The 22,638-nt window shown below is 60.3% G+C and carries 17 protein-coding genes and 1 tRNA gene; 7 read left to right on the forward strand and 11 right to left on the reverse strand.

What is annotated here, in order from left to right:
• Nucleotides 1-64: 64 nt before the first annotated feature.
• The gene (locus H3T93_RS08150; protein WP_110424724.1) at nucleotides 65-1,003 is read right to left on the reverse strand and encodes a carbohydrate ABC transporter permease; all 939 of its coding nucleotides are present in this window, start codon (nucleotides 1,001-1,003) and stop codon (nucleotides 65-67) included.
• Nucleotides 1,004-1,023: 20 nt separating this feature from the next.
• Nucleotides 1,024-2,322 carry an ABC transporter substrate-binding protein gene (locus tag H3T93_RS08155; RefSeq protein WP_144178553.1) on the reverse strand — a complete coding sequence of 433 codons (1,299 nt, stop codon included), beginning with the start codon at nucleotides 2,320-2,322 and terminating at the stop codon, nucleotides 1,024-1,026.
• A gap of 189 nt (nucleotides 2,323-2,511) precedes the next feature.
• Between H3T93_RS08155 and H3T93_RS09180 the strand changes: the two genes are divergently transcribed.
• Nucleotides 2,512-3,792 (forward strand): ROK family transcriptional regulator, encoded by a 1,281-nt coding sequence (locus H3T93_RS09180; protein WP_144178555.1) that lies wholly within the window; start codon nucleotides 2,512-2,514, stop codon nucleotides 3,790-3,792.
• Between the two features lie 22 nt (nucleotides 3,793-3,814).
• On the opposite strand, the gene H3T93_RS08165 is transcribed toward H3T93_RS09180, so the two are convergent.
• Nucleotides 3,815-6,067 (reverse strand): alpha-galactosidase, encoded by a 2,253-nt coding sequence (locus H3T93_RS08165; RefSeq protein WP_144178557.1) that lies wholly within the window; start codon nucleotides 6,065-6,067, stop codon nucleotides 3,815-3,817.
• Nucleotides 6,068-6,217: 150 nt separating this feature from the next.
• Complete coding sequence (locus tag H3T93_RS08170; protein ID WP_144178560.1) at nucleotides 6,218-7,192, reverse strand: ketopantoate reductase family protein; 975 nt, start codon at nucleotides 7,190-7,192, stop codon at nucleotides 6,218-6,220.
• Nucleotides 7,193-7,414: 222 nt separating this feature from the next.
• On the opposite strand from H3T93_RS08170, the gene H3T93_RS08175 reads away from it, so the two are divergent.
• Complete coding sequence (locus H3T93_RS08175; protein ID WP_144178562.1) at nucleotides 7,415-8,236, forward strand: sulfite exporter TauE/SafE family protein; 822 nt, start codon at nucleotides 7,415-7,417, stop codon at nucleotides 8,234-8,236.
• Between the two features lie 10 nt (nucleotides 8,237-8,246).
• Here H3T93_RS08175 and H3T93_RS08180 read toward each other — a convergent pair whose 3' ends face one another.
• Together H3T93_RS08180 and H3T93_RS08185 are read right to left on the reverse strand one after the other, a co-directional pair.
• Nucleotides 8,247-8,675, reverse strand: coding sequence for a nucleoside deaminase (locus H3T93_RS08180; RefSeq protein WP_144178658.1), 429 nt, complete (start codon nucleotides 8,673-8,675; stop codon nucleotides 8,247-8,249).
• A gap of 59 nt (nucleotides 8,676-8,734) precedes the next feature.
• Nucleotides 8,735-11,521 carry a cation-translocating P-type ATPase gene (locus H3T93_RS08185; protein ID WP_269749180.1) on the reverse strand — a complete coding sequence of 929 codons (2,787 nt, stop codon included), beginning with the start codon at nucleotides 11,519-11,521 and terminating at the stop codon, nucleotides 8,735-8,737.
• 522 nt (nucleotides 11,522-12,043) lie between these two features.
• Here H3T93_RS08185 and H3T93_RS08190 point away from each other — a divergent pair.
• Nucleotides 12,044-14,275, forward strand: coding sequence for a cation:proton antiporter (locus tag H3T93_RS08190; protein ID WP_144178564.1), 2,232 nt, complete (start codon nucleotides 12,044-12,046; stop codon nucleotides 14,273-14,275).
• 6 nt (nucleotides 14,276-14,281) lie between these two features.
• Here H3T93_RS08190 and H3T93_RS08195 read toward each other — a convergent pair whose 3' ends face one another.
• The 3 genes from H3T93_RS08195 to H3T93_RS08205 all read right to left on the reverse strand — a co-directional run bounded on the left by H3T93_RS08195 (nucleotide 14,282) and on the right by H3T93_RS08205 (nucleotide 16,316).
• On the reverse strand, nucleotides 14,282-15,037 hold the full coding sequence (locus H3T93_RS08195; protein WP_186363998.1) for an alpha/beta hydrolase: 756 nt from the start codon (nucleotides 15,035-15,037) through the stop codon (nucleotides 14,282-14,284).
• Between the two features lie 31 nt (nucleotides 15,038-15,068).
• Nucleotides 15,069-15,878 (reverse strand): hypothetical protein, encoded by an 810-nt coding sequence (locus H3T93_RS08200; RefSeq protein ID WP_144178566.1) that lies wholly within the window; start codon nucleotides 15,876-15,878, stop codon nucleotides 15,069-15,071.
• 204 nt (nucleotides 15,879-16,082) lie between these two features.
• The gene (locus H3T93_RS08205; protein ID WP_024627567.1) at nucleotides 16,083-16,316 is read right to left on the reverse strand and encodes a DUF2188 domain-containing protein; all 234 of its coding nucleotides are present in this window, start codon (nucleotides 16,314-16,316) and stop codon (nucleotides 16,083-16,085) included.
• Nucleotides 16,317-17,009: 693 nt separating this feature from the next.
• Between H3T93_RS08205 and H3T93_RS08210 the strand changes: the two genes are divergently transcribed.
• The gene (locus tag H3T93_RS08210; RefSeq protein ID WP_144178568.1) at nucleotides 17,010-17,567 is read left to right on the forward strand and encodes a hypothetical protein; all 558 of its coding nucleotides are present in this window, start codon (nucleotides 17,010-17,012) and stop codon (nucleotides 17,565-17,567) included.
• A gap of 246 nt (nucleotides 17,568-17,813) precedes the next feature.
• Here the strand turns inward: H3T93_RS08210 and H3T93_RS08215 are convergent.
• Nucleotides 17,814-17,887, reverse strand: a tRNA-Gly gene (locus H3T93_RS08215).
• Between the two features lie 123 nt (nucleotides 17,888-18,010).
• Nucleotides 18,011-19,129: an ROK family protein gene (locus tag H3T93_RS08220; RefSeq protein WP_046322207.1), complete on the reverse strand. Its 1,119-nt coding sequence runs from the start codon at nucleotides 19,127-19,129 to the stop codon at nucleotides 18,011-18,013.
• Between the two features lie 298 nt (nucleotides 19,130-19,427).
• On the opposite strand from H3T93_RS08220, the gene H3T93_RS08225 reads away from it, so the two are divergent.
• Genes H3T93_RS08225 through nagB form a run of 3 tightly spaced genes read left to right on the forward strand, consistent with a single transcriptional unit; the run spans nucleotide 19,428 to nucleotide 22,629 of the window.
• The gene (locus H3T93_RS08225) at nucleotides 19,428-20,732 is read left to right on the forward strand and encodes an AGE family epimerase/isomerase (protein ID WP_144178570.1); all 1,305 of its coding nucleotides are present in this window, start codon (nucleotides 19,428-19,430) and stop codon (nucleotides 20,730-20,732) included.
• A gap of 5 nt (nucleotides 20,733-20,737) precedes the next feature.
• A complete protein-coding gene (locus H3T93_RS08230) occupies nucleotides 20,738-21,844 on the forward strand; it encodes an ROK family protein (RefSeq protein WP_144178572.1) in 1,107 nt (368 codons plus the stop codon).
• Nucleotides 21,841-22,629 (forward strand): glucosamine-6-phosphate deaminase, encoded by a 789-nt coding sequence (gene nagB / locus H3T93_RS08235; RefSeq protein WP_046322199.1) that lies wholly within the window; start codon nucleotides 21,841-21,843, stop codon nucleotides 22,627-22,629. The genes H3T93_RS08230 and nagB overlap by 4 nt, the downstream gene beginning before the upstream one ends.
• The last annotated feature ends 9 nt before the right edge of the window (nucleotides 22,630-22,638 follow it).

The raw sequence follows: 22,638 nt of genomic DNA on the forward strand, positions 1-22,638 counted from the left end.
CCTTCCCCCTCTTCCTGCTGATTGTACCGACGTCTGTGGTTGTATAAGCGCTGTCTGTGCCATCTCAGATCTTCTCCCCTCTTCTGGAAATGCCCAGCTGGATGAACGCGATCACGGCCAGGACGATGAAGAACATGACCGCGTTGGCTGTCTGGTAGGCGTACTCGCCTCCGGTAAGGCCGCCCTTGTAGATGAGGTAGGTGACTGTTTCCGTCTTGGAATCAGGTCCTCCTGCGGTCAGGGCCACCACCTGATCGAAGGTGTTGAAGGCATTCTTCAGGGTCAGCACCAGATTGATGGTGAAGAACGGGCCAATCAGGGGGAAGGTGATCCTCCAGAATTTCTGCCACTCGTTGGCGCCATCGATGGATGCAGCCTCATAGACCTCTGAGTCGATGGTCTGCAGACCCGCCAAATAGATCAAGGTTGAATAGGCCACCGCCTGCCAGACCGAGAGGAAGACGATAGGGATCCATGCATAGTGCTCGCTGGTCAGCAAGGACTGGGAGAGCCAGCCGATGCCCAGGGCCTTCCCCAGAGCCGGCAGGGGCGTCATGAAGATGTACTTGAAGACATAGCCGATGACCAGAACCGAGAGCGTATAGGGGATGAAATAGATGACCCGGAATCCGTTCTTGAAGGCGATCTTTCCATTCAGTGCCACCGAGATGAACAGGGCGATAAAGTTGACCAGCAGGGTGATCAGGATGGCGATCAGCAGAGTGAACAGATAAGCGTGGCCCACGCGGCCGTCACGGAAGAGGGCGCCGTAATTCTTGAAGCCGATCCATGAGAAGCGCCCGTATCCCTGGGAATTCGTAAATGAGTAGGCCACACCCTGGAGGAAGGGCACATAGAGGAAGAGCGCGAAAATCAGGGATGCCGGGACCGCCATCCAGTAGAAGGCGCGGTCCACCTTGCGATTGGAAAACTTTGAAGGCCGTTTTCTGGCCTTGGCTGCTGCGTCAGCAGTACGGATGCCGACGACCTTGGATTGTGCCATGTCCGAATCCTGACCTTTCATCATTGGAAGTTCCTTGCCTGGACCTTGTCCCATTCGTTCTGCATGGAACCGATGAAGCCATCCACGTCCCCCCTGGTGACCATGGTCTGCAGGTATCCGCCGATATTGATGGACGAGGGGATGTAATGGTCGCAGAAATCGGCCAGGCGGTTCTGCTGGAAGAATGGAAGAACCCCGTTCAAGGCCGGATCGCCTGCCTCCACCTTTCTGGTTGGCGTGAAGGCCGTCTGGGCCTTTGCATACGTGCGCAGCTGCCGGGGTTGCATCAGGTAGCGGATCAGCCGCATGGCCTCCTTGGGATGCCTGGTGGTGGCACCCATGGTCAGCATGACATCGTCGCCCGCCGTCAGTATCTGGCGGGAGGGGGAATCATCGGCCGGCATCTGGGCAAATCCGAGGTCTACGTCCGGATCGATCATCCTGATTTGCGGTATGGCGTATGTTCCCAGAGGAAGGATCGCCACCTTGCCCTTGGCCATGTTTTGGGTGCCCTGCTGGTAGGTAACACCCTTGTCGCCGGTGGAATGGCTGAAGAGCTCGACCTCACGCCGAGCCGGCTGTGTCCATAGGGTCTTGAAATCGGTCTTCCCAGCCAGAAGATCCCTGTATCTGCTCTCGGGGACCAGGGTTCCCGCCAATGAAGCCAAGGGAGCCTGAGCGGTCCACGAATCGGAAAGGGTGCCCTGCACAGGTTCGATGCCCTGGTCCTTGAACTTGTCCATGACGGCTGTGAACTCCGACCAGGTACGCGGTGGATTGTCAGGATCTACCCCTGCCTTTCGCCAAAGTGTCTTGTTGTATATGTATCCGCTGGCGTTGCCGGCAAAGGGCAGGCCATACAGGCGCTTGGCCGAAGGATCCTTGGTCTGGACCAGGTTCCTGGCTATCGACACCATGCCCGGATTGAGCTCCTTGACCAGCGGATCGTCAGTGAAATCATGGAAGACCCCGGATGCCGCGAACATGCCGAAGCTGATATCACCGTTGAAGGTGATGACGTCGGGCACCCGGTTTTTGACCAGACGGGTGCGCAAATCCGTCTGGGCATCGGCCGAATTGTTGATGTTCACCCTGATGTCAGGATTCTCCTTCTCGAATTGTGCCACCATGGCCTTGAACTGGTCGGCGGCCTCGAACTTGAACTGGAAGAAGTCCAGAGTGACCTGGCCTGAATCCGCGGAACCACAGCCCGCCGTGGCCACGACGGCCAACAGAGCCAGGAGTGAGGCGACTCCGTTCCGAACCCAGGTCGTTATTCGATCAAACCCGGATCCTTCCCTACTGCCGATATCTTTCATATTTGGCTCCTTTACCATCCCTACGGGCAACAATGACCTAGATGATTCTGCGAACCAGCATAGAGGGCCGGGATATTTCATTCCCAGCTCTGGCGAGTTCCTTTCGTTAAGAAAGTAATTAAGATAGGCTGTTCAGTATAAGGGGCTTGTCCGCAATCAGGTCGGACCAGTTTTCCGTGAGGAGGCACCGTGGCCGACAGAGACAACCAGAGATCAAACCATCACGAGAACGATGACCGCTCAGGAGAAGCACGGTCGTTCCCAGCCTGGTTCACAGCCTCCAGGTACACCCACCGCATCACTGTTGAGATCCTCCAGCACGGCCCGATCTCCAGAGTGGCTCTGGCACGGCGATTCAACCTGACCCAGGGTGCCGTATCGCGCATCACCAACGATCTGACCCATCTCGGGGTCATCAGGGAAGCCGGCACTCTACCGCAGGCAGACGAACCAGGAAGACAGGATGGCCGCAAGCATAGTTCCAATAGCGTAGGCAGACCGCAGCAGGCCCTGGTCATCCGTCGGGAAGCCAAGACCTTCATCGGCATCAATCTTCACGGCGGCACCGCGTTGGCCACGGCGACGGACCTGGCCTGTCGACCGGTCGGCCGGTCTCACAGTCATCACATACGTCAACGCAGCCCAAGCCAGGTCGTGAGGATGCTGTCAAACCTTGCTCAGGAGTGCATGCGTGAGATCAGCCAGGCCGGGCTGCCCAGCCCCTCCGGCCTTGCCATCTCCCTGGGCGGTCGGGCGGAGGGAGACAGGGTCGTCACCTACGCCCCATTCCTGCATTGGAGCGAACCCGTTGATCTTGCCACCGAAATGGAGAACACATGTGATCTGCCTTGCCTGATCTTCAATGATCTCGATGCCCTGGCCCTGTACGAAGGATGGTTTGGCGAGGGCATCGGACTGGACCGCTTCGCTCTGATCACCATGGGATCCGGCATTGGCTATGCCTTAAGCGAGCACGGCATGCCCGTCTCCTCGCCGGATGAAGGGTTTGGGCTGATCGGCCATCAGCTGGTGGATCCGGATGGGCCGGTCTGCTATCTGGGCCATCGTGGCTGCGCCCAATGCCTGACTACAGGCTCCCTGGCTGAGCAATACTCGCATGCCATCGGACAGGCCGCCAGCCTTGAGAAGTTGGTTAAAGACCTGGAGGAGGACATGCCGCAGGCTGAGACCCTGCTCAATCTGACCGGTTATCGGCTAGGGGTTCTGATCGCCCTGGTGGCCAACGTGGCCCTGCCTGACAAGGTTCTGGTGGGTGGGGAGACATCCTATTTGATGAAGAGATGCATCGAATCCGTACGCAAGGGCACAGCCGCATTCCGCCACAGCCAGATGGTCGAGGTCCCCGTGAAAATCATTGGCAGCGACTGGCTCTGCTGGGCCCAAGCCCCCGCGGCCAGAGCAATCGCCAGGTACCTGCAGGGTCCCGAAGAGGCCGATAAGCCCGAATGAATCGGAAAACGACTGGACGGATTCAGATACGGCTCGCTTCAAAAATCACTGCCTCCGCCGGATGAATGACCGGGGGCCGAACTCCCTGAGCTTCCAAGGCCGAACCCGGGAGAACCACGCCTTGGGGACACCACCAGGCCAGAGGGCTTTGTCCACTGCCGATCCGATCCAGGTCACTGCAGATGTCCAAGGGCCTAATCCGGTAATCAGACTTGGAATCCAGGCCGGGAAGCGCTAAAGGCTGCGGAGGGTAATTGACCGAAGAGGTCAACTGGGTGAAGCGGTAGAGCGCCTGCGAGCCGTCAGCTGAGACTACCCCGTCCAAGCGAACTGCCGGGTCGGGTGCGTCGCCATGTACTACATGACCGGTGTGCAGCATATGCCGCCACTGCTTATACAGATCGATCCAGCCCCCCAGCTCATTCAGCTGATCCTCGGGCACGGCAAGCAGGTTCCATTCCACGCCCATATGGCCGAAGAAAGCCATGGCCGCACGCAGACCGAGCGAGGTGGCGCGGCCTGTGGAATGGGCCGGGGAATCGCCCACATGCTCCCCCAACATCTCCGGCGGCACCAGCAGGGATGTGTACCGCTGGATGTCGGCCCGCTCGACCGGATCCACGCAGTCCGAGACCCAGACCCTGTCGGCAAATTCCAATATGCCCAAATCGATCCGCGCGCCCCCTGAAGCGCAGGACTCGATCTCCAAACCGGGATGCCTGGTTTTCAGGTCGCGCATAATGCCATAGACTGCCTCGGTCTGCGCATGCACGGCAGGACGTCCCGACCGAAGAGAGCAGGCCTCGGTCACATAGCGATTATGATCCCATTTGATGTAGTCGATGCCCATAAGCGCAATGAGCGAGTCCATGGTGTCGAACACGTGGGCATAGGCATCGGGATTGGTCAGATCCATGACCTGCTGGTTGCGGCCTTCGACAGGCAACCGGGAAGGCCCCGGGGACAGGACCCAGTCAGGATGATCGCGAAAGACGTATGAGTCCGGACTGATCATTTCGGGTTCGAACCAGAGGCCGAATTCCATTCCCAGCTGATGCACCCTGACGGCCAGGGCTTCCAGGCTCTTAGGCCCTTCTGGCCATACCTGCCGATCGATGGACCAGTCCCCCAGCCCGGACTCATCCGAACGCCTGCCCTGGAACCACCCATCATCAACGACAAAACGCTCAACACCTATACGGGCCGCCTGTTCGGCCAAGGCAGCCAGCTTGTCATAGGACTGGTCGAAGTAAACCGCCTCCCAGGTGTTAAGGGTGACGGGCCTGGGACGTGAGGTCAGCCCAGGGTGCAGGAATCGCAGGAAAGCATGATACCTGTGGGCCGCCTGGTCCAGCCCTTTGCCCCGGGAACCATAGAGCCAGGGCGTGGAATACGCCACCTTGTCGGAATGACCATCAGCATGGGGAAGCACTATCTCCCCGGCCATCAGAATCTCGCCGCCGCCCAGCAATGCGGGAGCCGAAGGAATCCGCTCGGTGCTGAGCAGACCATTGCCGCTCCAGCCCAAGTGGACCATGTATACCTCATCGTGCTCGAATCCGAACCCGGGTCGACCCGCACACATGACCAGGGAGGAATCAAAATCCGGCCGGCCAACCAGGCTTGAACGCTCCAGACGGCCTATGGTCAAGGGCTGGCGTTGCGGGCTGCGTTCGCGCAAGTGGTGACCGGTGGTGGTCAGAATCTCGGTTGCCTCAGCCGGCAAGGGGAAAGCCAGCTCCAAACCGTTGACATCCAGATCTCTGACCGTGTCCAGGTTGAACAAATCCGCACGCTGCCTGACGAGACCGGACGAAAGTACTTGGCAATGCCAGGTCAGCCCCACACCCTGGTCCCGGTCGCAGGCCCGGACCTTCAGCGTCGGGACAGCAGAGTCGTCAGACCGGATCGGTTCTGCACCCAGATCGACTGATTCCACCTGGAAGCAGCAAAAGACCTCAACACCGCCGCGGCAGATGCGCAGTCGGCGCTGTCCGGTCCAAGCCTCAGACTGGGTCGGAAGGATGCTGGGCCAGGCCGTCAGGTCCAGTCCTCCTGAGACCCGCTGCGGGGCCAGAGCATCGTAGGTTCCCAGAAGGGCCTGCGGATCGGCCATTGGATCGCCCCAGTGAACTATCCGCGGCAGACCCTTCCCCGGGAAGAGGACGGCAAGGGCCAGCCCGGACTGCTCCATGTAAACCAACCTGAGGGGAACCCCCAGATTCGATTTGCTCTGATAAGACCCCGTCCTTGGGCCGCCGCGATGATCCTCCATGACACCTCCGCCATAAGCCCGGCGATGTCGGTCGCCGACACTGATAAATCAGGCTCCATGCTAGGGACCTGCGGCTAACTTGTCTGGAAGGGCGTGTTTTTCTTACTTGGGAAAGTAATCCATGGGAATCTGCTCAGTAGCCCCTTGGCATCATCCCTGGTCGGACTGCTCCTCATGATGGACGCGGAAGGCCAACTCGGCCAGATGGACACCGTGGGTCAGGAACTCCTGGGTCCGGCAGACATAGTCATGCTCGCGACCCAGCCGTGCCAGGTAGCCGTTGATGTAGTCCACCTCGGTCGGGCGGCCCTTGGACATGTCCTGGTACATGGAGGGGTAATGAAGCGGATTGCCTATGCGGCTGACGTAGTCCACCTCGTCCAGGGTCTCCTGGCGGGTCTGAATCAGCTGCTTGCCGGCCCGCTCGCAGGCATCATAAGCCTCGTCGATCAGCTGGCGGGACATCTCCTTGGCGCCCGGGTAGGAGATGAACTGGCCCATGGTGATCTGGTACATGGTGCAGATGGTGTTGACCACCGAGTTGAAGATGATCTTGGCCAGGCAGGTGCCCTCGAAGTTCTCGGTCAGGATGGGGTTGAGGTTGGCGGCCTTGAAGTCCTCGGCCATCCGGCGCTCCAGGTCGGTGGTCTGCTCGGTCATGGCGCACAGGTGCATGGAACCTGCCCCGGACTTGCCGATGAAGTCCACGTCGCCCGGCCCATTGAGGACCGTGCCGATCATGGCCGTGCCGCCGTAGATGCGCTCCTTGGGGAAGTACTTGAGCAGCTTGTCAAAGTGACCCCAGCCGTTCATGGCCGAGAAGACCACCTGATGGTCGCGGAAGAGCGGTGCGCAACGCTCCAGGACCCCCTCCAGCTGCATTTGCTTGAGCATGACGATCCAGACATCGGGGTCGCCCTTGTAGTCCTCGGGGGTGTAAATGTTGACGGGCACCAAATGCCGATTCTCATGATCGCGGGAAACATAGACGCCTCCCTGGTCATGAACCTTGTCAATATTGGGCATCCAGGTATCCACGAAATCCACCTGCAGGCCGGCCTGCTCCTGCAGCAGCACACCCAGACGATAGCCCATGGCTCCGGCACCGATGACCGTATATCGCATCGAAATACACCCTCTTTGTTCTCTTGAATAGACGACGCACCTCCGGGGACCGGCCCGGGGGATACCAAGCAGTATGCCGAGACGGCAGAAGGGAACCAAGGCAACGGTCGCATGGTGGACATAAGGACCGGAATATGCCCGGATTTCTGCACCTTGGAGGACTTGGCCGCATACGCGGACATCCTGCAATCCCGATGAAAACGTCGACCTAGGCTGGAACCCATGCAGAAAGAACAGAGAGGAGCCGGAAGGATGGACCGGCGGACCCTGGCCATCCTGGTCCTGGTGGGCGTGATCAGCGGATTCCTGTCGGGGATGTTCGGCATCGGCGGCGGATCGATCATCGTGCCTGCCCTGGTGTGGACCGGACTGCAACAACGGCAGGCCTCGGCCACCTCACTGGCCTCCATGATCCCCATGTCGCTGGCCGGCGTGGCCTCCTACGCCCTGGGCGGGCATGTGGACTGGCTGGCCGCCCTGCTGCTGGCCGTGGGCACGGTCATTGGGGCGCAGATCGGCACCTGGCTGCTGGACCGGCTTCCAGAGGTGATACTCAGGTGGCTCTATGTGGGCTTCCTGATGGCAGTCATTGCCCAGCAGCTGCTGTCCACACCCTCCAGGGAGAGCAGCATCCAGCTGAGCCCGGTAGTGGCCATGATCATTCTGCTGGTCGGCGTCCTGATCGGAACCCTGTCGGGGCTGCTGGGCGTTGGCGGCGGAGCCATCGCGGTGCCGGCCTTGGCCCTGCTAGGGGCTAGCGACCTGATTGCCAGGGGAACCTCCCTGCTGGCCATCCTGCCCAGTTCCTTGTCAGGAACGTTCACCAACCTGCGACACCACCTGGTCCACCCCGGTCAGGGGCTGCTTCTAGGAATCGTGGCTGCTCTGACCACACCGGTGGGCACCTGGGCGGCCTCGGGGGTCAGCGCGCGAGTGGGCGCCAATCTGTTCGCCGCCTACCTATGCCTAATCGTTTTGCGTTGCATCTGGGCGGCCCTCCAAGTCACTCCGGCCTTCCAACGTTACAGGGCCAGTCGCCGCTAAAAAAGAAGTCTCAGCTCTGGCGATGCCGAGCGAAGAAGTCGGCAAGAATTCCAGCGCATGCCTGTTCGCATACACCGCCCAGCACCTCGACCTTTGATCCTGTATGCGGGTCACGGGGCAGATCCCAGACCGACCCGCAGGCTCCCATCTTGGGATCCCAGGCGCCGAAGACCACCCTGCTGAAGTGGCAGGCCATCAGGGCTCCTGCACACATAGGGCAGGGCTCCAGGGTCACGACCATGGTGCACCCTGCCAGATCCCAGCCCGCGTCGGATTTCCCAATGGCCTCCATCTCGGCATGAGCCAGGGGACGGCCCATGGCCTGCCGCTGGTTGAAGCCCCGGCCGATGACCCGGCCCGAGGCATCCAAGACCAGGGCGCCCACGGGCACGTCCCCTCGGTCTCCGGCCAGGCCGGCCAGCCGCAGGGCCTCCTCCATGGACGCCTTCCACCGTTCTTGCACGGGTTCAGTCTGGCAGTCCAGCCCGACAGGTCGGTTCAGTTGATCATGCCTGCGATGCGGCGGCGCACATGGTGCAGATGGCCCTTGGTCCGCCCCGATGTGTCGATGCCACGCTTGGCCAGGAAGGCACGAACCATCTTGTCGCCTTCGCTGAAAATCAGGACCGTCAGTCCAATCCCCAGGCAGATGAGCCACTGGCTTGCGCTCAAGGGGGCCATGCCCAGAACGCCCGCAACCGGAGCAAGATACATGGCCCCCGCATGGATGCCCAGGGCCACGAACGAGGCCACCAGAAGGAAGATGTTGTCCAAGGGGTTGAGCTGGAAGATCAGCCTGTTCTCGGACCGGGCCGACATGGCGACGAAGAAGTTGAAGAGGACCAGTAGGGTCAGGGCGATGGTCCGGGCGTGGGCCAGATCCATTCCCGCGTTGATGTTCAAGCGGAAGAGGACCAGGATGCAGGTGGCCATCCAGAGCCCGCAGACGGCAAGTCGCGCCCAGAGCACCCGCGAGAGCAGACCCTCTCCAGACGAACGCGGGGGCGACTCCAGCTCATCCCCATTGCCAGGCTCGAATCCCAGGGCGATGTCCTGGACACCGTTGGTCACGAAGTTGATCCAGAGCATCTGCAGGGGCAGGAAGAGCAGGGGCTCCTCGGAGATTACATTGACCCCCACGGCGATCATGGCGGCTGCAGCCGTGGACAGGAGGAAGTAGGCGGACCCGCGGATGGCCTTGAAGATGACCCTTCCCTGGCGCACGGCCTGGGTGATGGTGACGAAGTTGTCGTCGGTCAGGACCACATCGCTGGCCTCACGGGCCACGTCGGTGCCGGAACGGCCCATGGCGATGCCCACCGAGGCGGCCTTCAGTGCCGGGGCGTCATTGACGCCGTCGCCGGTCACAGCCACCACGTGGCCCTCATCCTGCAGAGCCTCCACAATGCGAAGCTTGTCCTGGGGGGAGACGCGGGCGGCGATGGAGGTCTCACGCAGACGGGCCCGGAGGACCTCGTCGCTCATCTCCAGCATTTCACTGCCGGTCAGCGCCTGATCGGTGTGCTCCAGACCCAGGCGGCGGCCTATGGCGGCTGCGGTCACCGGGTGGTCGCCGGTGATCATGACCACGCGGATGCCGGCACCGGCGCATTCGGCGATGGCCTCGCGCACGCCGGGTCGAGGCGGGTCAAGCATGCCCTCAAGCCCCAGGAAGGTCAAGTCGTCCGGCCGACGGCGGGAGGCGGGATCCTGGTCAGAGGAAAGGACCCTGCTGGCCACACCTATGACGCGCAGCCCCTGGGAGCCCATGGCTTCATAGGACTGGTGGACGGCCTGGGTATCCAGGGGGACGACTTGGCCATCCGGATCCAGCATGGTTCGGCTCATGGCCATGACCGCGTCCGGGGCGCCCTTGACGTATTGGGTCAGGGTACCGTCTGGATTGCGGCGGATGGTCATGGAGTGGAGCAGCTCCGGCTCGTAGGGGGTCTCCATGATAATAGGGGCATCCAGGTCTTCGGTGGTCACAGCCCCGGTCTGGTCGGCCAGGCGGGCCATGGCCATATCGACCGCGTCGCCGCTGTATTCGATGCCGCCTTGTTCATTCGGCTGCCGGTGGGCCTCATTGGTCAGGGCCCCGGCCCGAGCAAGGGCGGCCAGACCGCGCATACGATCGTCGTCGGATACAGCCGCTGCACCCAGGTCCATGCCCTCTACGGGGACCGGCTGACCGCCGCCCAGGGTGAACTGTTCCACGGTCATGCGGTTCTGGGTCAGCGTGCCGGTCTTGTCCGAGCCGATGACGGTGATGGAACCCAGGGTTTCAACGGCCGGCAGAGAACGGACGATGGCATGGTATTCGGCCATCCTCGAAACCCCCAAGGCCATGGCCACGGTCAGCACGATGGGCAGGGCCTCGGGCATGGAGGCCACCACCAGGGAGACTGCGGAAAGGAAGGCCCCGGTAGCGTCGCCATTGAGAATGGCTCCGCCGATGAAGACGAAGATGGCCACCAGGATGACGGCGACGGCGATGCCCACCTCGGTGCGGTGGATGATCCGCTGCAGTGGCGTGCGGCCCTTGGCCACATGGACCAGATCGTTGATTTCACCCAGTTCGGTGTCGGAACCGGTGGCCACCACCAGCCCTCGTCCACGGCCGCTGGTGACCATGGTGCCCGAGAAGGCCATGCAGCGCCTGTCGCCCAAGGCTGCATCGCGGTCCACGGGATCCGTATTCTTCTTGGCATCCTCGCTCTCGCCCGTCAGCATGGCCTCGTCAATGCGCAGATGGAGGGCCTCGATCAATCGCAGATCGGCAGGGATGCGATCGCCGCTCTCCAGGAGGACCAGGTCGCCCGGGACCAGCTGGTCGGCATCAATCTGCTCCATCCGGCCCTGGCGCACCACCCGTGTGGTGGGGGTGGACAGGGTGGTCAGGGCCTCCACGGCCTTGTCGGCCTTGGACTCCTGCACATAGCCGATGATGGCATTGAGAAAAAGGACCAGGAAAATAGCCGCCGCATCAACATAGTGCTGCAGAAAAATGGTGATGATGCCGCAGACCATCAGGACGGCGATCAGGGGGCCGGCGAATTGCTCCAGGAAGAGCTTCCAACGGGGTTTTGCCTGGGCCTCGGCCAAGCTGTTAGGCCCGAAGAGCTCCAGTCGGCGTGCGCTCTCCTGCGTATCCAAACCCTGGTCCCCGGTGTGCAGGGTCTCCAGCACAGCCGAGGTCTCCAGGCTGTGCCAGTCGGTGTCGTCGAAACGCATGTCGGTCCCTGCTGCCGCAGCGTTCTGATTCTTGATGTCTGTAGATGTCATGGATGATGTCATCGGTCAACCTGGCCTTTCCAAACCGGATCGGTCATTTGTCCCCGCATGCGACCCTCTGCAGTCTTTCTTGCAATCTTCCTTTTGGACCGGGGGATGTCCAAAAGCATCGGGGAAACAATAGCGTGCGCGCGAGTCCCCGGGGTCAAGAGATGGGGCTCCATGGTCAGCCGCTTCAAGCGGTGCACCTCTGGGAGGTTTGGAGCCTTCCCGGTGTTGACGAGTATACCGATTAAGCCGGCCTTTCATGCGCTTAGGAGGAGTCCCCGGGCCGGATTTTCACAAATGTTCGCCTATCGCGAGCGCAGTCTGTCCACCATTTTGGCTTGAGGTGTCAACTTAGCGCACATTGTCCATTAATGCTGTTCCTGGATACCGTGATTCCGTATAATGGACGATGCGACGTCGATCCTCATGCGACCCTGCACTCGGAGATTCCTTCATTGGTCGAACGAACCCTGCTAGTCGGGCCTGCAGCAGCCCGCCCGGGATTGCGTGGCGGAAAGGAAGCCCGTGGAAACATTCATTCTCATTCTGTGCATACTTGCTGCCGTCCTCGTCTCTTCCTTCATCTCCAGGTTCATTCCCCGAATCTCCACCCCCCTGGTCCAGATCGTCCTGGGCGCAGTAATGGCCCTGTTGCCCATTTTCCCGCGGATGCGGCTGGATCCCCAGCTGTTCATGGTCCTTTTCATCGCGCCCCTGCTCTACTACGAGGCCCACACTATCAACAAGGTGGAGCTGCTCAAGGGTCTGCGATCATCCCTTTCTCTGGCCATTGGCTTGGCTGCTCTGACCATGCTCATGGTGGGCGTCATCCTGCATGCCGCCTGGCCCATGTTCCCCCTGGCTGCAGCCATGGCCCTGGGCGCCGCCCTGGGACCCACCGATGCCGTGGCCGTCTCCTCCCTGGGCGAGAGCGCCGACCTCACACCGGACGAACATTCAATCCTTGCCGGTGAATCGCTCTTCAACGACGCCACCGGCGTCATCGGCTTCCAGTTCGCCATCCTGGCCACCGTGACCGGCTCCTTTTCCCTGCCCCAGGCCCTGGGCGAGTTCTTCGTTGAGTTCGTGGGTGGCATCGGCTTCGGCCTGATCATGGGCTTTGTGATCAACTGGCTCTTTGAGTCGGCCCGCCGCCTGGGCTGGGAAACCACCACTACCAGGATCCTGCTGGAGCTCTTCCTGCCCTTCCTGATATACATGGTCGGGCAGAACATCCTGCATGTGTCCGGAATCCTGGCCGTGGTCTCCACCGGACTGCTGATCCGCTTCGACCACACGGGAGTGGGACCCAATACCTCCAAGGCCAACATCGTCTCATCCAGCGTCTGGAAGGTGCTCTCTTTCAGCCTCAACGGTGCGGTCTTCGTCCTTCTGGGCATGTTGCTGCCGGCAGCCATGGGCACCAGCTGGCGAGACCGGCGGGTCAGCAACTGGATGTTGGTGGCTACCATCACTGTGGTCTGCCTGACCGTGATCGTGTTGCGCTTTCTCTGGACGGCCAGTGTCCTGATCTTCACCAAGGACCATGAAACCGGCAGCAGACCACGGATCACATCCAAGCTCCTGAGGTCGGCGGCCGTCATGACCTTCGGCGGCCCCAAGGGAACCATCACCCTCTCCCTGGCGCTGACCATCCCCTATATGACCGACGACGGGTCGGCTTTCCCCATGCGCAGCGAGCTGATCTTCGTGGCCGCCGGGGTCATCATCGTCACCCTGGTGCTGGCCAACTTCGCCCTGCCCCTGCTGGCTCCTTCACAGAGCAGCGAGGTACCGGCCCAGCAGGTCGAGAAATCCATCAAGGTCCTCAGGGGCACGGTCCGGGAACTCTCGAGCAGGATTACAGACGAGAACCGGCTGGCCGTCCAGCAGGTAATCAAGCAGTACAATCACCGCATCGCCAAGCTCAAGTCAGAGATCGGCCAGTACTCCCCCAAGGACTTCCAGGACCTGCAGGTGCAGACCATGGAGTGGGAACAGGATTATATGGAGGAGCGGCTGAGCCGGATCGAAGAAGCCCAGGATCAGCTGGAGGAACGGCTCAGAAGCGAAGACGCAGGCATAGAACAGGCACCTGCATCAACGCAGTCTGCCACCGGAAACCAGACCGAGGCCGAGACCAGCACCGAGGCCGAGACCGTAGCCGACAGGGATGCCGATGCCCAGCTGATCGACCGGCGCAGTGAACGGGGAGACGACCAGGAGGAACTGCTGAATCTGCGCAGCCAGGAACAGGCCGCCCGCAGGATCCTGTCCACCATATCCGGGTCCCTCTTCCACTTGGACAGGGGCGGGGAGCTGCGCTGGAGGGCCTACACGGCTCGCAGACGACTCAGAGGGCTGTTGCACAGCCAGTTCCACCGCCTGAAGCACCTGACCCAGCCGATCGACAAGGATCAGGTCTTCGTTGCCGGGCGCCACCTGCAGGCAGAGATGAACCACTTCCTGATTGAAAAGCTCTACTCCGAGCTGGGCAAGGGCCGCTTCAAGACCGAGGACCTGTTGAACACCATCATCAACCACCAAATGATCGAATCCTCGGCGGAGGGAAAGACCGAATACGCGGGCATACCTGCCATCAGGGATCAGCTGGAGGAGACCAAGCGCGAGGGCTACGCCATCGAACTGAGCCAAATCCAGGACATGGTCGAATCCGGGGAAATCTCCCGCACGACAGCCCGGAAGATGCGCCGCAACGTCTACGTCATGCAGGTTGACGCTGACTCGGCCCTGTGAGCCGATCTACATAAGGCCCGAGGTCACGTCGATCTCGCCCAGCCACTGGCGAAGGTCATTCATCTCGCGCATGTCGACGGCATGTTCCAGGTGGTCGTACTCGGTGGTGTGCAGCCATACGTGCTCGTCCAGCCAGGCGGCCAGGGCACGGAATTCGTACTTGGGCACCGTGGTGTCATCCGAACCGAAGCCCAGAAAGACCGGCTTGTTCAAGCCAGCAAGGCGCTCATCCGCGGGAGCAGTACCGGGCACCAGGCCTGGAGCCAGGAACCCGGATAGGCATATGGAGGCTCGGTAGCGCTCAGGGTTGACCCGAAGCAGATGAACAGCCAGCATGGCTCCCTGGGAGAAGCCCATGATCACCACAGGTCGGTCCTCGGGGATGTTGGCTGAAACCCAGGCGTCCACAGCCCGAGCTGCTGCATAGCCATCCCGATCCAGATCCTCCTGCTCGGGGCGCATATCGTGGAACCAGGTGTAGCCCGGGCCGAACATGCCGCGCTCGCTGCCAGGCACCACCATGGGTGCCCGCAGGGAGGCGTAGTCGTTGTAAGGAGCCACGTAGCGCATCAGGTCAGCCATGTCCTCCTCATTGGAGCCCCAACCGTGCATGAGTACAAAAATGGGCCGCGAGGGGTTGGCTGTGCCCTGCTTGCGGGACCAAAGGACCTGCTCGACCTTGAGCTCCTGCCCAAAACGTCCGGGCACCACCGTGGAGGGCCGACCCACCAATCCGCCGTTATCCTTTTGTGCTTGATCCATATCTGCCACGATAGTCGACCGGACCGGTCATTCAATGCTGACTTATGAGTGGCTCGGCCTGGCCACCCCACTGGCCCTGCAGTCCGGTCACCTGGGCCTTGCTGCCCACCACCATCCAACGCTTGCCGGTCAGCAACCATAGATCCTGGGGCTGCAACCCGCCTCCATAGCGGGAGATCAGGTCAGGCACGCGAGCGCGGATAGGCCCTTTGGCCAAGGAGGCCGCTGAATCGTTGTCGAAGACCACGTAGGCCATGGTCGTATCCGTGCAATACCGGGCTTGGGAGATGCCCACATACCCGTCCAAGCCGATGTCATGCCAACCTGAAGCGCACTGGCCAGCAGCCTTGTCAATACCGCCTGTCATGGCCTGGGGCGAGCTGGTGGGCGCTTCGTCACGCGCAGGAGCCTTGATGATGCCCTTGGGGGAAGAGTTGGCAATAAGCAGACCTGCCACTGTCAAGAGCATTCCACAAATCAAAAGAATAATACCCGCCGAGCCTACTGATGGTCGGTTCGGGACTGGTCCGGAGTGACGGGCTATGACGACCAGGATTATGGTCAACAGTGCAAAGGCGACAGAGACACCCACCCAGGCCGAAATGCCCACCTGACCTATGACCCCCAGCCTGGAGGGGGCTATGGCATGGGCCAACAAGGCCGCGCCCGCAAGAGCTGAGACCAGTCCTGTGACTGCCGCAAACCGACTCCAGATGTTGGCATGGGCTATCTGAATAGGACGCTCGTCCATACCGGGGTGGGGAGGGTAGGAGGCTGGCAGACCCTCGTCATACCCGCTGTCCGCCAGCCGCTGATCCAGCTGGTTGAATCCATCGGCCATCGACTTCGCCACCTTTCACGGTTGGTTTCAGTCTATGGGGGCGGACACATACAGACCAGCGACGCCGGCCAATGCTTCACCATCCCAACATCCTGCCGGACTGATAGATGGGCCTAGGCAGAAGCTCATAGTTACTTATCGCCGCGACGTTCGGCACCAGCACAGGCCCGATGACAGCGAAAAGTCCCAGAGCTCAGTTGGCGTTCAGCCCTTGATGTCTCGAGGATCCTTCTTGCCTATGGTGCGCTTGTCGCGGATTTTGTTGCCACCCTTGTTATGGATATTGACCTCACCACCGCCGGACCGGTCTGCAAAGACCTTGGCCTGCTTGGTGGCCTCCGCCTTGGTAGCAAAAGTGCGAGAGACGCGTGAGGCACCGGCCCGCTTGACTGTCCAGAGATTGCGATCCCCGTCGTATTGCACGTGATAATCAGCCATGATTGCCGTCCTTTCCATACTTCCCTGTACCCCCTCATCTTCCACTGCCCGGCCTGAGGCACCGTGCTTCGACACTCCAGAATTTTCAGGAATATTGTTCATCAAAGACACAGCCCTGTGTAGCAACTCCTGTCTCAAATACGAAGTGACTTTCTAGTTAGAACGAAATCCGGCTACAACTCGACGTGGTCCTGCAAATACCGAAAAGCACACGCATGACTTCGGCCACGTCGAGGTACGAATAAAACCTGTTATGAACTACTTCCAATGAATACAAATTGGCTATTGTCGAATAATTTGGCTCAAGCAGAACAGTTCGAACTTCTCATGCGTCAGCACCTGGTTACAAGAAAAGCGGGAATCAGCGTATCGAATTAGCACTAACAACCGACTGCAGAGAACCGTCCGGCTCTGCACATGCAAGTGAGTTCATAACATTAATCGACTGAGCAGTGAACATCACCAAACCTGAACGCTTTTCTATAATTACATCCTCAACATCAGTCGAATTTCCACGACGGATTTTCCCAATGTGCATCGGCATCTTTGATTCCGTAGGAGTCAACGATCTTGAAGGCAGACCAGAATTGAAGGATAACCTCTTAAATCAAGGAAACGGCTGAATTCCAGTTCTAAACGACAAAAGCTATCTGACGAAGAAATACGAAATGCCATGCCTCTTACACTGATGCTATGAGACAAAAGAAATGGACCATACCTGCCCTAATAGCAGGTTCAGTCCTCTTTTGCGTTATTCCATACCTCTACCAATGGGTTACCGGCAACAACTCCGACTGGCAGGCGTGGTGGGCTTTTGGCACCTTCCTCATCGCCCTTATGGCAGCCATCATCGCTTATAAAGAGTACAACGCCCATATCAGCGCAACGGAGCCGCTCATCATAGTTCGCATTGCAAAAATGAAGGGCAGCACTCTTGATACGGTGTTTCTCACCAACGTAGGCGGTTCCATTGCCCTCGATATCAAATTTTCGCTTTCGCCAGGAATAAGTCTAAAAAGCTATGCAGGCGTAGAATATCTGGCCCGAAATCTTCCAAAACTGAAGCCAGACGAAGAAACCATTATTATCGACGCACAATACTTGACCGCAGTTCAACTCTTAGTAGGATCAAACCGTTCTCGCCAGATACTTCATGTTGAGTGGAAAGACGCATTAGGCCGACAGTACGTGAATGATAATCAAAAGCTTGACTTCGGCATTTATTCTTCCGCGTCTGTCACTGAGGAATAATTTTCAAGAGTATTCTTATCGAGAACCAACGAAAGCCATTTAGGAACAAGGCGCTTTGCAGAGATATACAGACTTGATAAGCTTATGACCAACAAATATCCACGTAAGCACCTCATATTCCATATGTCAGATCTGTGGAATAAGGCGCGATCTCAGAAAAAGCCGGATCACGTCAATAAAAGCTCATATATGCGAATATAAAAGGTTTGAAATTCTAATCTTTATTGACGCGCTTGTAAATCAGACTGGAGCGGGCGACGGGAATCGGACCCGCCTCTGAAGCTTGGGAAGCTTCCATTCTACCAATGAACTACGCCCGCAAATCCGGCTACCGGGGTCAGGCCTCGGCCAACCGCATGCGAGTCACCATGGTAGCAGGTCTCGGCGATGTGCGCGAATCACCAACTCCGAGCACGGTTGCAAGCAAGGTCTTCAACCCACTTTCAGACAGTGCCGTCAGGCTCAATCAGGTCGGCCACCACTGTGGAGCAGGCCCCGAGCAAGGCAGCATCTTCCCCCAAGGCCGAGCGGTCAACCACGAGAGGTCGCCGAAAATCAGTGGCCAGGGCATCATTCATAGTCTTCTCCATGGCGCTCAGGAAGATGCGGTTGACCACCCTGGAGTCCCCTAGAACAGTCACGCGAGGAATGTCCATAAGGCCGGCGGGCATGGTCAGGACGCGGCCCAGCAGTTCACCAGCCCGCCGCAGAATGCTTGCCAGATTGTCAGGATCCCGATCCATCGCAGCAGTCAGCCTGGGAACGCTAATCAAGGATTCCAGGCAGCCGCGCTTGCCGCAGCGACACTGAGGACCAGTTGGATCCACCACTACATGACCGATCTCACCGGCTGCACGGTTGCAACCGGTCACCAGCTCGCCAGAGACCAGCAACCCTGCCCCGACTCCGTTGCCCAGGTGGACCAGCAGCAGGTCGGATTGACCTGAGCCGAACTGCCGCTCGGCCAGGACCTCGTTGTTGGCATCGTTGTTGACCGTCACCTCCAGGCCTGTCTTCTCGTGCAGATAGCCGCGCAGGTCGGTCTGAACCCAGCCCAGGTTGGTGGCATCGTCCACCACGCCTTCAGCACTGACGATGCCGGGACTAGATACGCCTATGCCCATGATGGGATGGGCCGCCCGTTGCATCAGCGAATCGGACAACTCCCCCACCAAGTCCAGGGGAACCTTGCCGTCAGTGGTCAGAGGGATCTCTTCACGCGCCACCACCTGTCCGGTCAGGTTGAGCACCGCTCCCCTAAAGACATAAGGAGTGGAAAGGTCCAGGGCCAGGATGCTTCGCCCGTCGGGATTGATGCGCAATAGCCGTCCACGCTTGCCCGGCCCGGTGGATTTGCTATAACCAACTTCCATGAGCAGATGCTCACCCAGCAGCTCGGCCACGATGTCCGATATGGCGACCCTGGTCAGCCCGGAGGCTCGGGCCAGGTCAGCCCTGGTCATACTGACATCAGGATAGAGCAGCCTAAGCAAGATGGCTCGGTTGTGTTGCCGCACCGACTCAGGCAACGCCTTGGACAGGTTGCCGGTATTGATGGTCATGATTCACCTGACGATAAATAATGCGGGGACGGGGACCCGCCGTGGGGATTGGGCCTTGAACCCCGTGACCGCGCCCATCCATACTTGCATCTTATATTGTAAACGCCCTTTTCCGGGCAGGCTCAGACCTCGTCATTGCGACACCAGAGCGGTTCATTTTTCAAGACTGCGCACTAGCATCATAGACAAGACAACGGGGCAGTCAGCAAAAAGTTCAGTTCCCTAACAATTACGTGTTAGGCTATGAACAGATACCAGAAACAGCTGCATCCCCTCGCTGAGCAAAGGAGCGATCGCCATGACCACGACACCGAACCATTCGGGAGCCTCACTGTCCGCCATAAATCCCCGTTACCTGCTGGGCAACGAAGCCAACCGCATCTTCATGGCCTCGCAAACCTATAGCTTCCTGGACTTCGGGCGGGGGTTCCCCACCGAGCAGGGCGGCGCCGGCTGGCTCAATGACGACGGCAGCATCGACCCCGAGCAGGGAATCCAGACCTGGATCACCTGCAGGATGACCCATGTCTACGCCATCGGCAGCCTCCTGGGCTACCCGGGCGCATCGGAGCTGGCCCATCGCGGTGTTCAGGCCCTTCAAGGCAACCTGCACGACGACGAACACGGCGGCTGGTACCCCTCGGTCTCCTGGCAGGGCCAGCCCGAGAGCGGCAAGACTTGCTATACCCATGCCTTCGTAGTCCTGGCTGCCTCCTCGGCCATGCTGGCGGGCGACCCTGACGGACAGGACCTGTTGGATCAGGCGCTGGAGATCTTCAACCGCTACTTCTGGGATGACGACAAGGGCCTGGCCGTCGACACCTGGGACAGCGGCTTCACCCGTCTGGACCCCTACCGGGGGCTCAACGCCAACATGCACAGCACCGAGGCCTTCCTGGCCGTGGCCGACGCCACCGGCAAGGAGGATTACCGCGAGCGCGCCGGTCGCATCATCGACCAGGTCATCAGCTGGGCTGAGAACAACCAGTGGCGCATCCCCGAACATTTCAACAGCGACTGGCAGGCCGACCTGGACTACAACCAGGACAACAAGGCCGACCAGTTCAAGCCTTACGGGGCCACGCCGGGCCACGGAATCGAATGGGCCAGGCTAATCACCCAGTACGCCCTAAGCAGGTTCGATCGGGAGGCCGACCGCAGCCGCTACATCGAGGCAGCCGAGCACCTGTTCGCCAGGGCTGTTGAGGATGGCTGGGCCGCCGACGGGGCCGAAGGCCTGGTCTACACCACGGACTGGCAGGGCCGCCCGGTGGTCCACGACCGCATGCACTGGACCCTGGCCGAAGCCCTGAACACTTCGTCCACCCTCTACGCAGCCACCGGCAAGGCCACCTACGCTGACTGGTACGCCACCTTCTGCAGCTATGTAGACCACTATCTGATTGATCACCAAGGCGGGTCCTGGTGGCATCAGCTGGATGCCGACAACCACGTGATCGGCACGGTCTGGCCCGGTAAGTCCGACCTCTACCATGCCTTCCAGTCCACCCTGATCCCCTACAACGACCCGGCGGTCTCCATCGCTACGGCCATCAAGAAGGCTTGCGGACAGGGGCAGGCGGAGCAGGATCAGGCCCGCTGAAATCCATGGCAGCATCGACCCCGCATCCCGAGGCGGATACAGATAGCGTCCAGGCCGGTCCGATCAGCCTAGGAATTGACATTGGCGGTACCAAGATCGAAGGCGTGGCCATAGACGGCGACAAGCGCCTGCTGGCTTGCCACCGAATACCCACGCGCAAGGGTAACCAAGCGGTTCATGACGACACCGTGACACTTATCCACCACCTACTGGATCCGGTTGGCCTGAATCGGGGGCCGGTCACCGTAGGCCTGGGGATCCCGGGGCGCGTGGATGCAAACCGTGGAATGGTGGACGACGCAGTCAATCTGGGAATCCGCCACATGGCTCTGGGCCCTGCCGTTGCCAAGACGACCGGTCTGCCCGTCCGCGTCGAGAACGATGTCAACATCGCTGCTCTGGGAGCTGCCTCGCAGGCTGACAACACCCTGATAGCCCCTGGAACCACACCCCACTCCGAGGCTGCCCGGGACCAGGCCCGACGATCCGCATCAGAGCCTGGGCGTGACGGACCCAGGGCCCTGCCCGACCAGGACGACCACGTAGTGGCCTTCATCAACCTAGGCACCGGTCTGGCAGCGGGCATCATCCGTGAGGGTCGGATCGAACACGGAGCCAGCGGGGCAATCGGCGAAATTGGCCATATATCAGTGGATGCCCACCAGTTCCCCTGTAAGTGCGGCCAGTGTGGTTGTCTGGAGACCGTGGCCTCAGGTGCGGCAGTGGAAACCCTTTGGCCGGGAATCGCCCACCCCCTGCCTGACCTGATTGCTCAGGCAAGCAAGGGGAACCAGCACGCCAAGGAGGTCCAGGACATCATCGGCCATGGCATTGCCCTGGCTGTCCAGATCGTGGCCCTGGCTATCGACCCCGCAGTCATCATCTTGGGCGGGGGCATGAGCAAAACCGGCCAGCCCCTGCTGGATCTGGTCACCGAGCATCTGAATAAGAGCGCGGCCTGCAGCCACTTCATCGCCTCGCTGAGGCTACCCGACCGGTTGCGTCTGGCCCCAGCCGACCTGCCCATCGCAGCCATCGGCGCCGCCCTGGCAGGACGCATGGCCGCCGACAGCCGCCCATCTGAGCTTATTGGAAAGGAAATCGCATCATGACCGAAATCATCATCGTCAAGTCCCAGGAGGAAGCAGGGAAAATCTATGCCCGCTGCACAGCCGACCTGATCCGGCGCAAGCCTGACTGCGTGCTGGGTCTGGCAACGGGGTCCAGCCCCCTGGCGGCATACCAGGCGCTGGCCGACCTGGTTCACAAGGAAGGTATCGATGTCTCCCAGGTGCGCGGATTCGCCCTGGACGAGTACGCTGGCCTGGATCCGGCCCACCCCCAGTCCTACCGGTCCACCATCAACCGGACCGTGGTCGAGCCTCTGGGCCTGGACCCTGCCAAGGTGCAGGTGCCAAACGGAAACCTGGACACCATCAAGGACGCTGGCCGCGTGTACGACCAGGCAATCAAGGATGCCGGCGGAGTCGACCTGCAGATCCTGGGCATCGGCACAGACGGGCACATTGGCTTCAATGAGCCTGGATCCTCCCTGGCTTCGGGCACCCGCATCAAGACACTGACCGAGCAGACCCGCATCGACAATGCCCGATTCTTCGACAATGATATGGATCAGGTGCCCACCCACTGCATCACCCAGGGAATCGGGACCATCCTCAAGGCACGCCAGCTGGTTCTCCTGGCCTTTGGTGCCGGTAAGGCAGAAGCCGTGGCCGAGAGCGTAGAGGGCGGCATATCGTCCTTCTGCCCGGCCTCCGCCCTCCAGATGCACCCCCACGCCACTGTGATCGTGGACGAGGCCGCCGCCTCCCGCCTGCGCAACCGCGACTACTACAAGTGGGCATATGCCAACAAGCCTGACTGGCAGTCCATCTAGAAGGCAAAC

The sequence above is a fragment of the Bifidobacterium sp. M0404 genome (assembly GCF_016101415.1).
Taxonomy (GTDB): Bacteria; Actinomycetota; Actinomycetes; order Actinomycetales; family Bifidobacteriaceae; genus Bombiscardovia; species Bombiscardovia polysaccharolytica.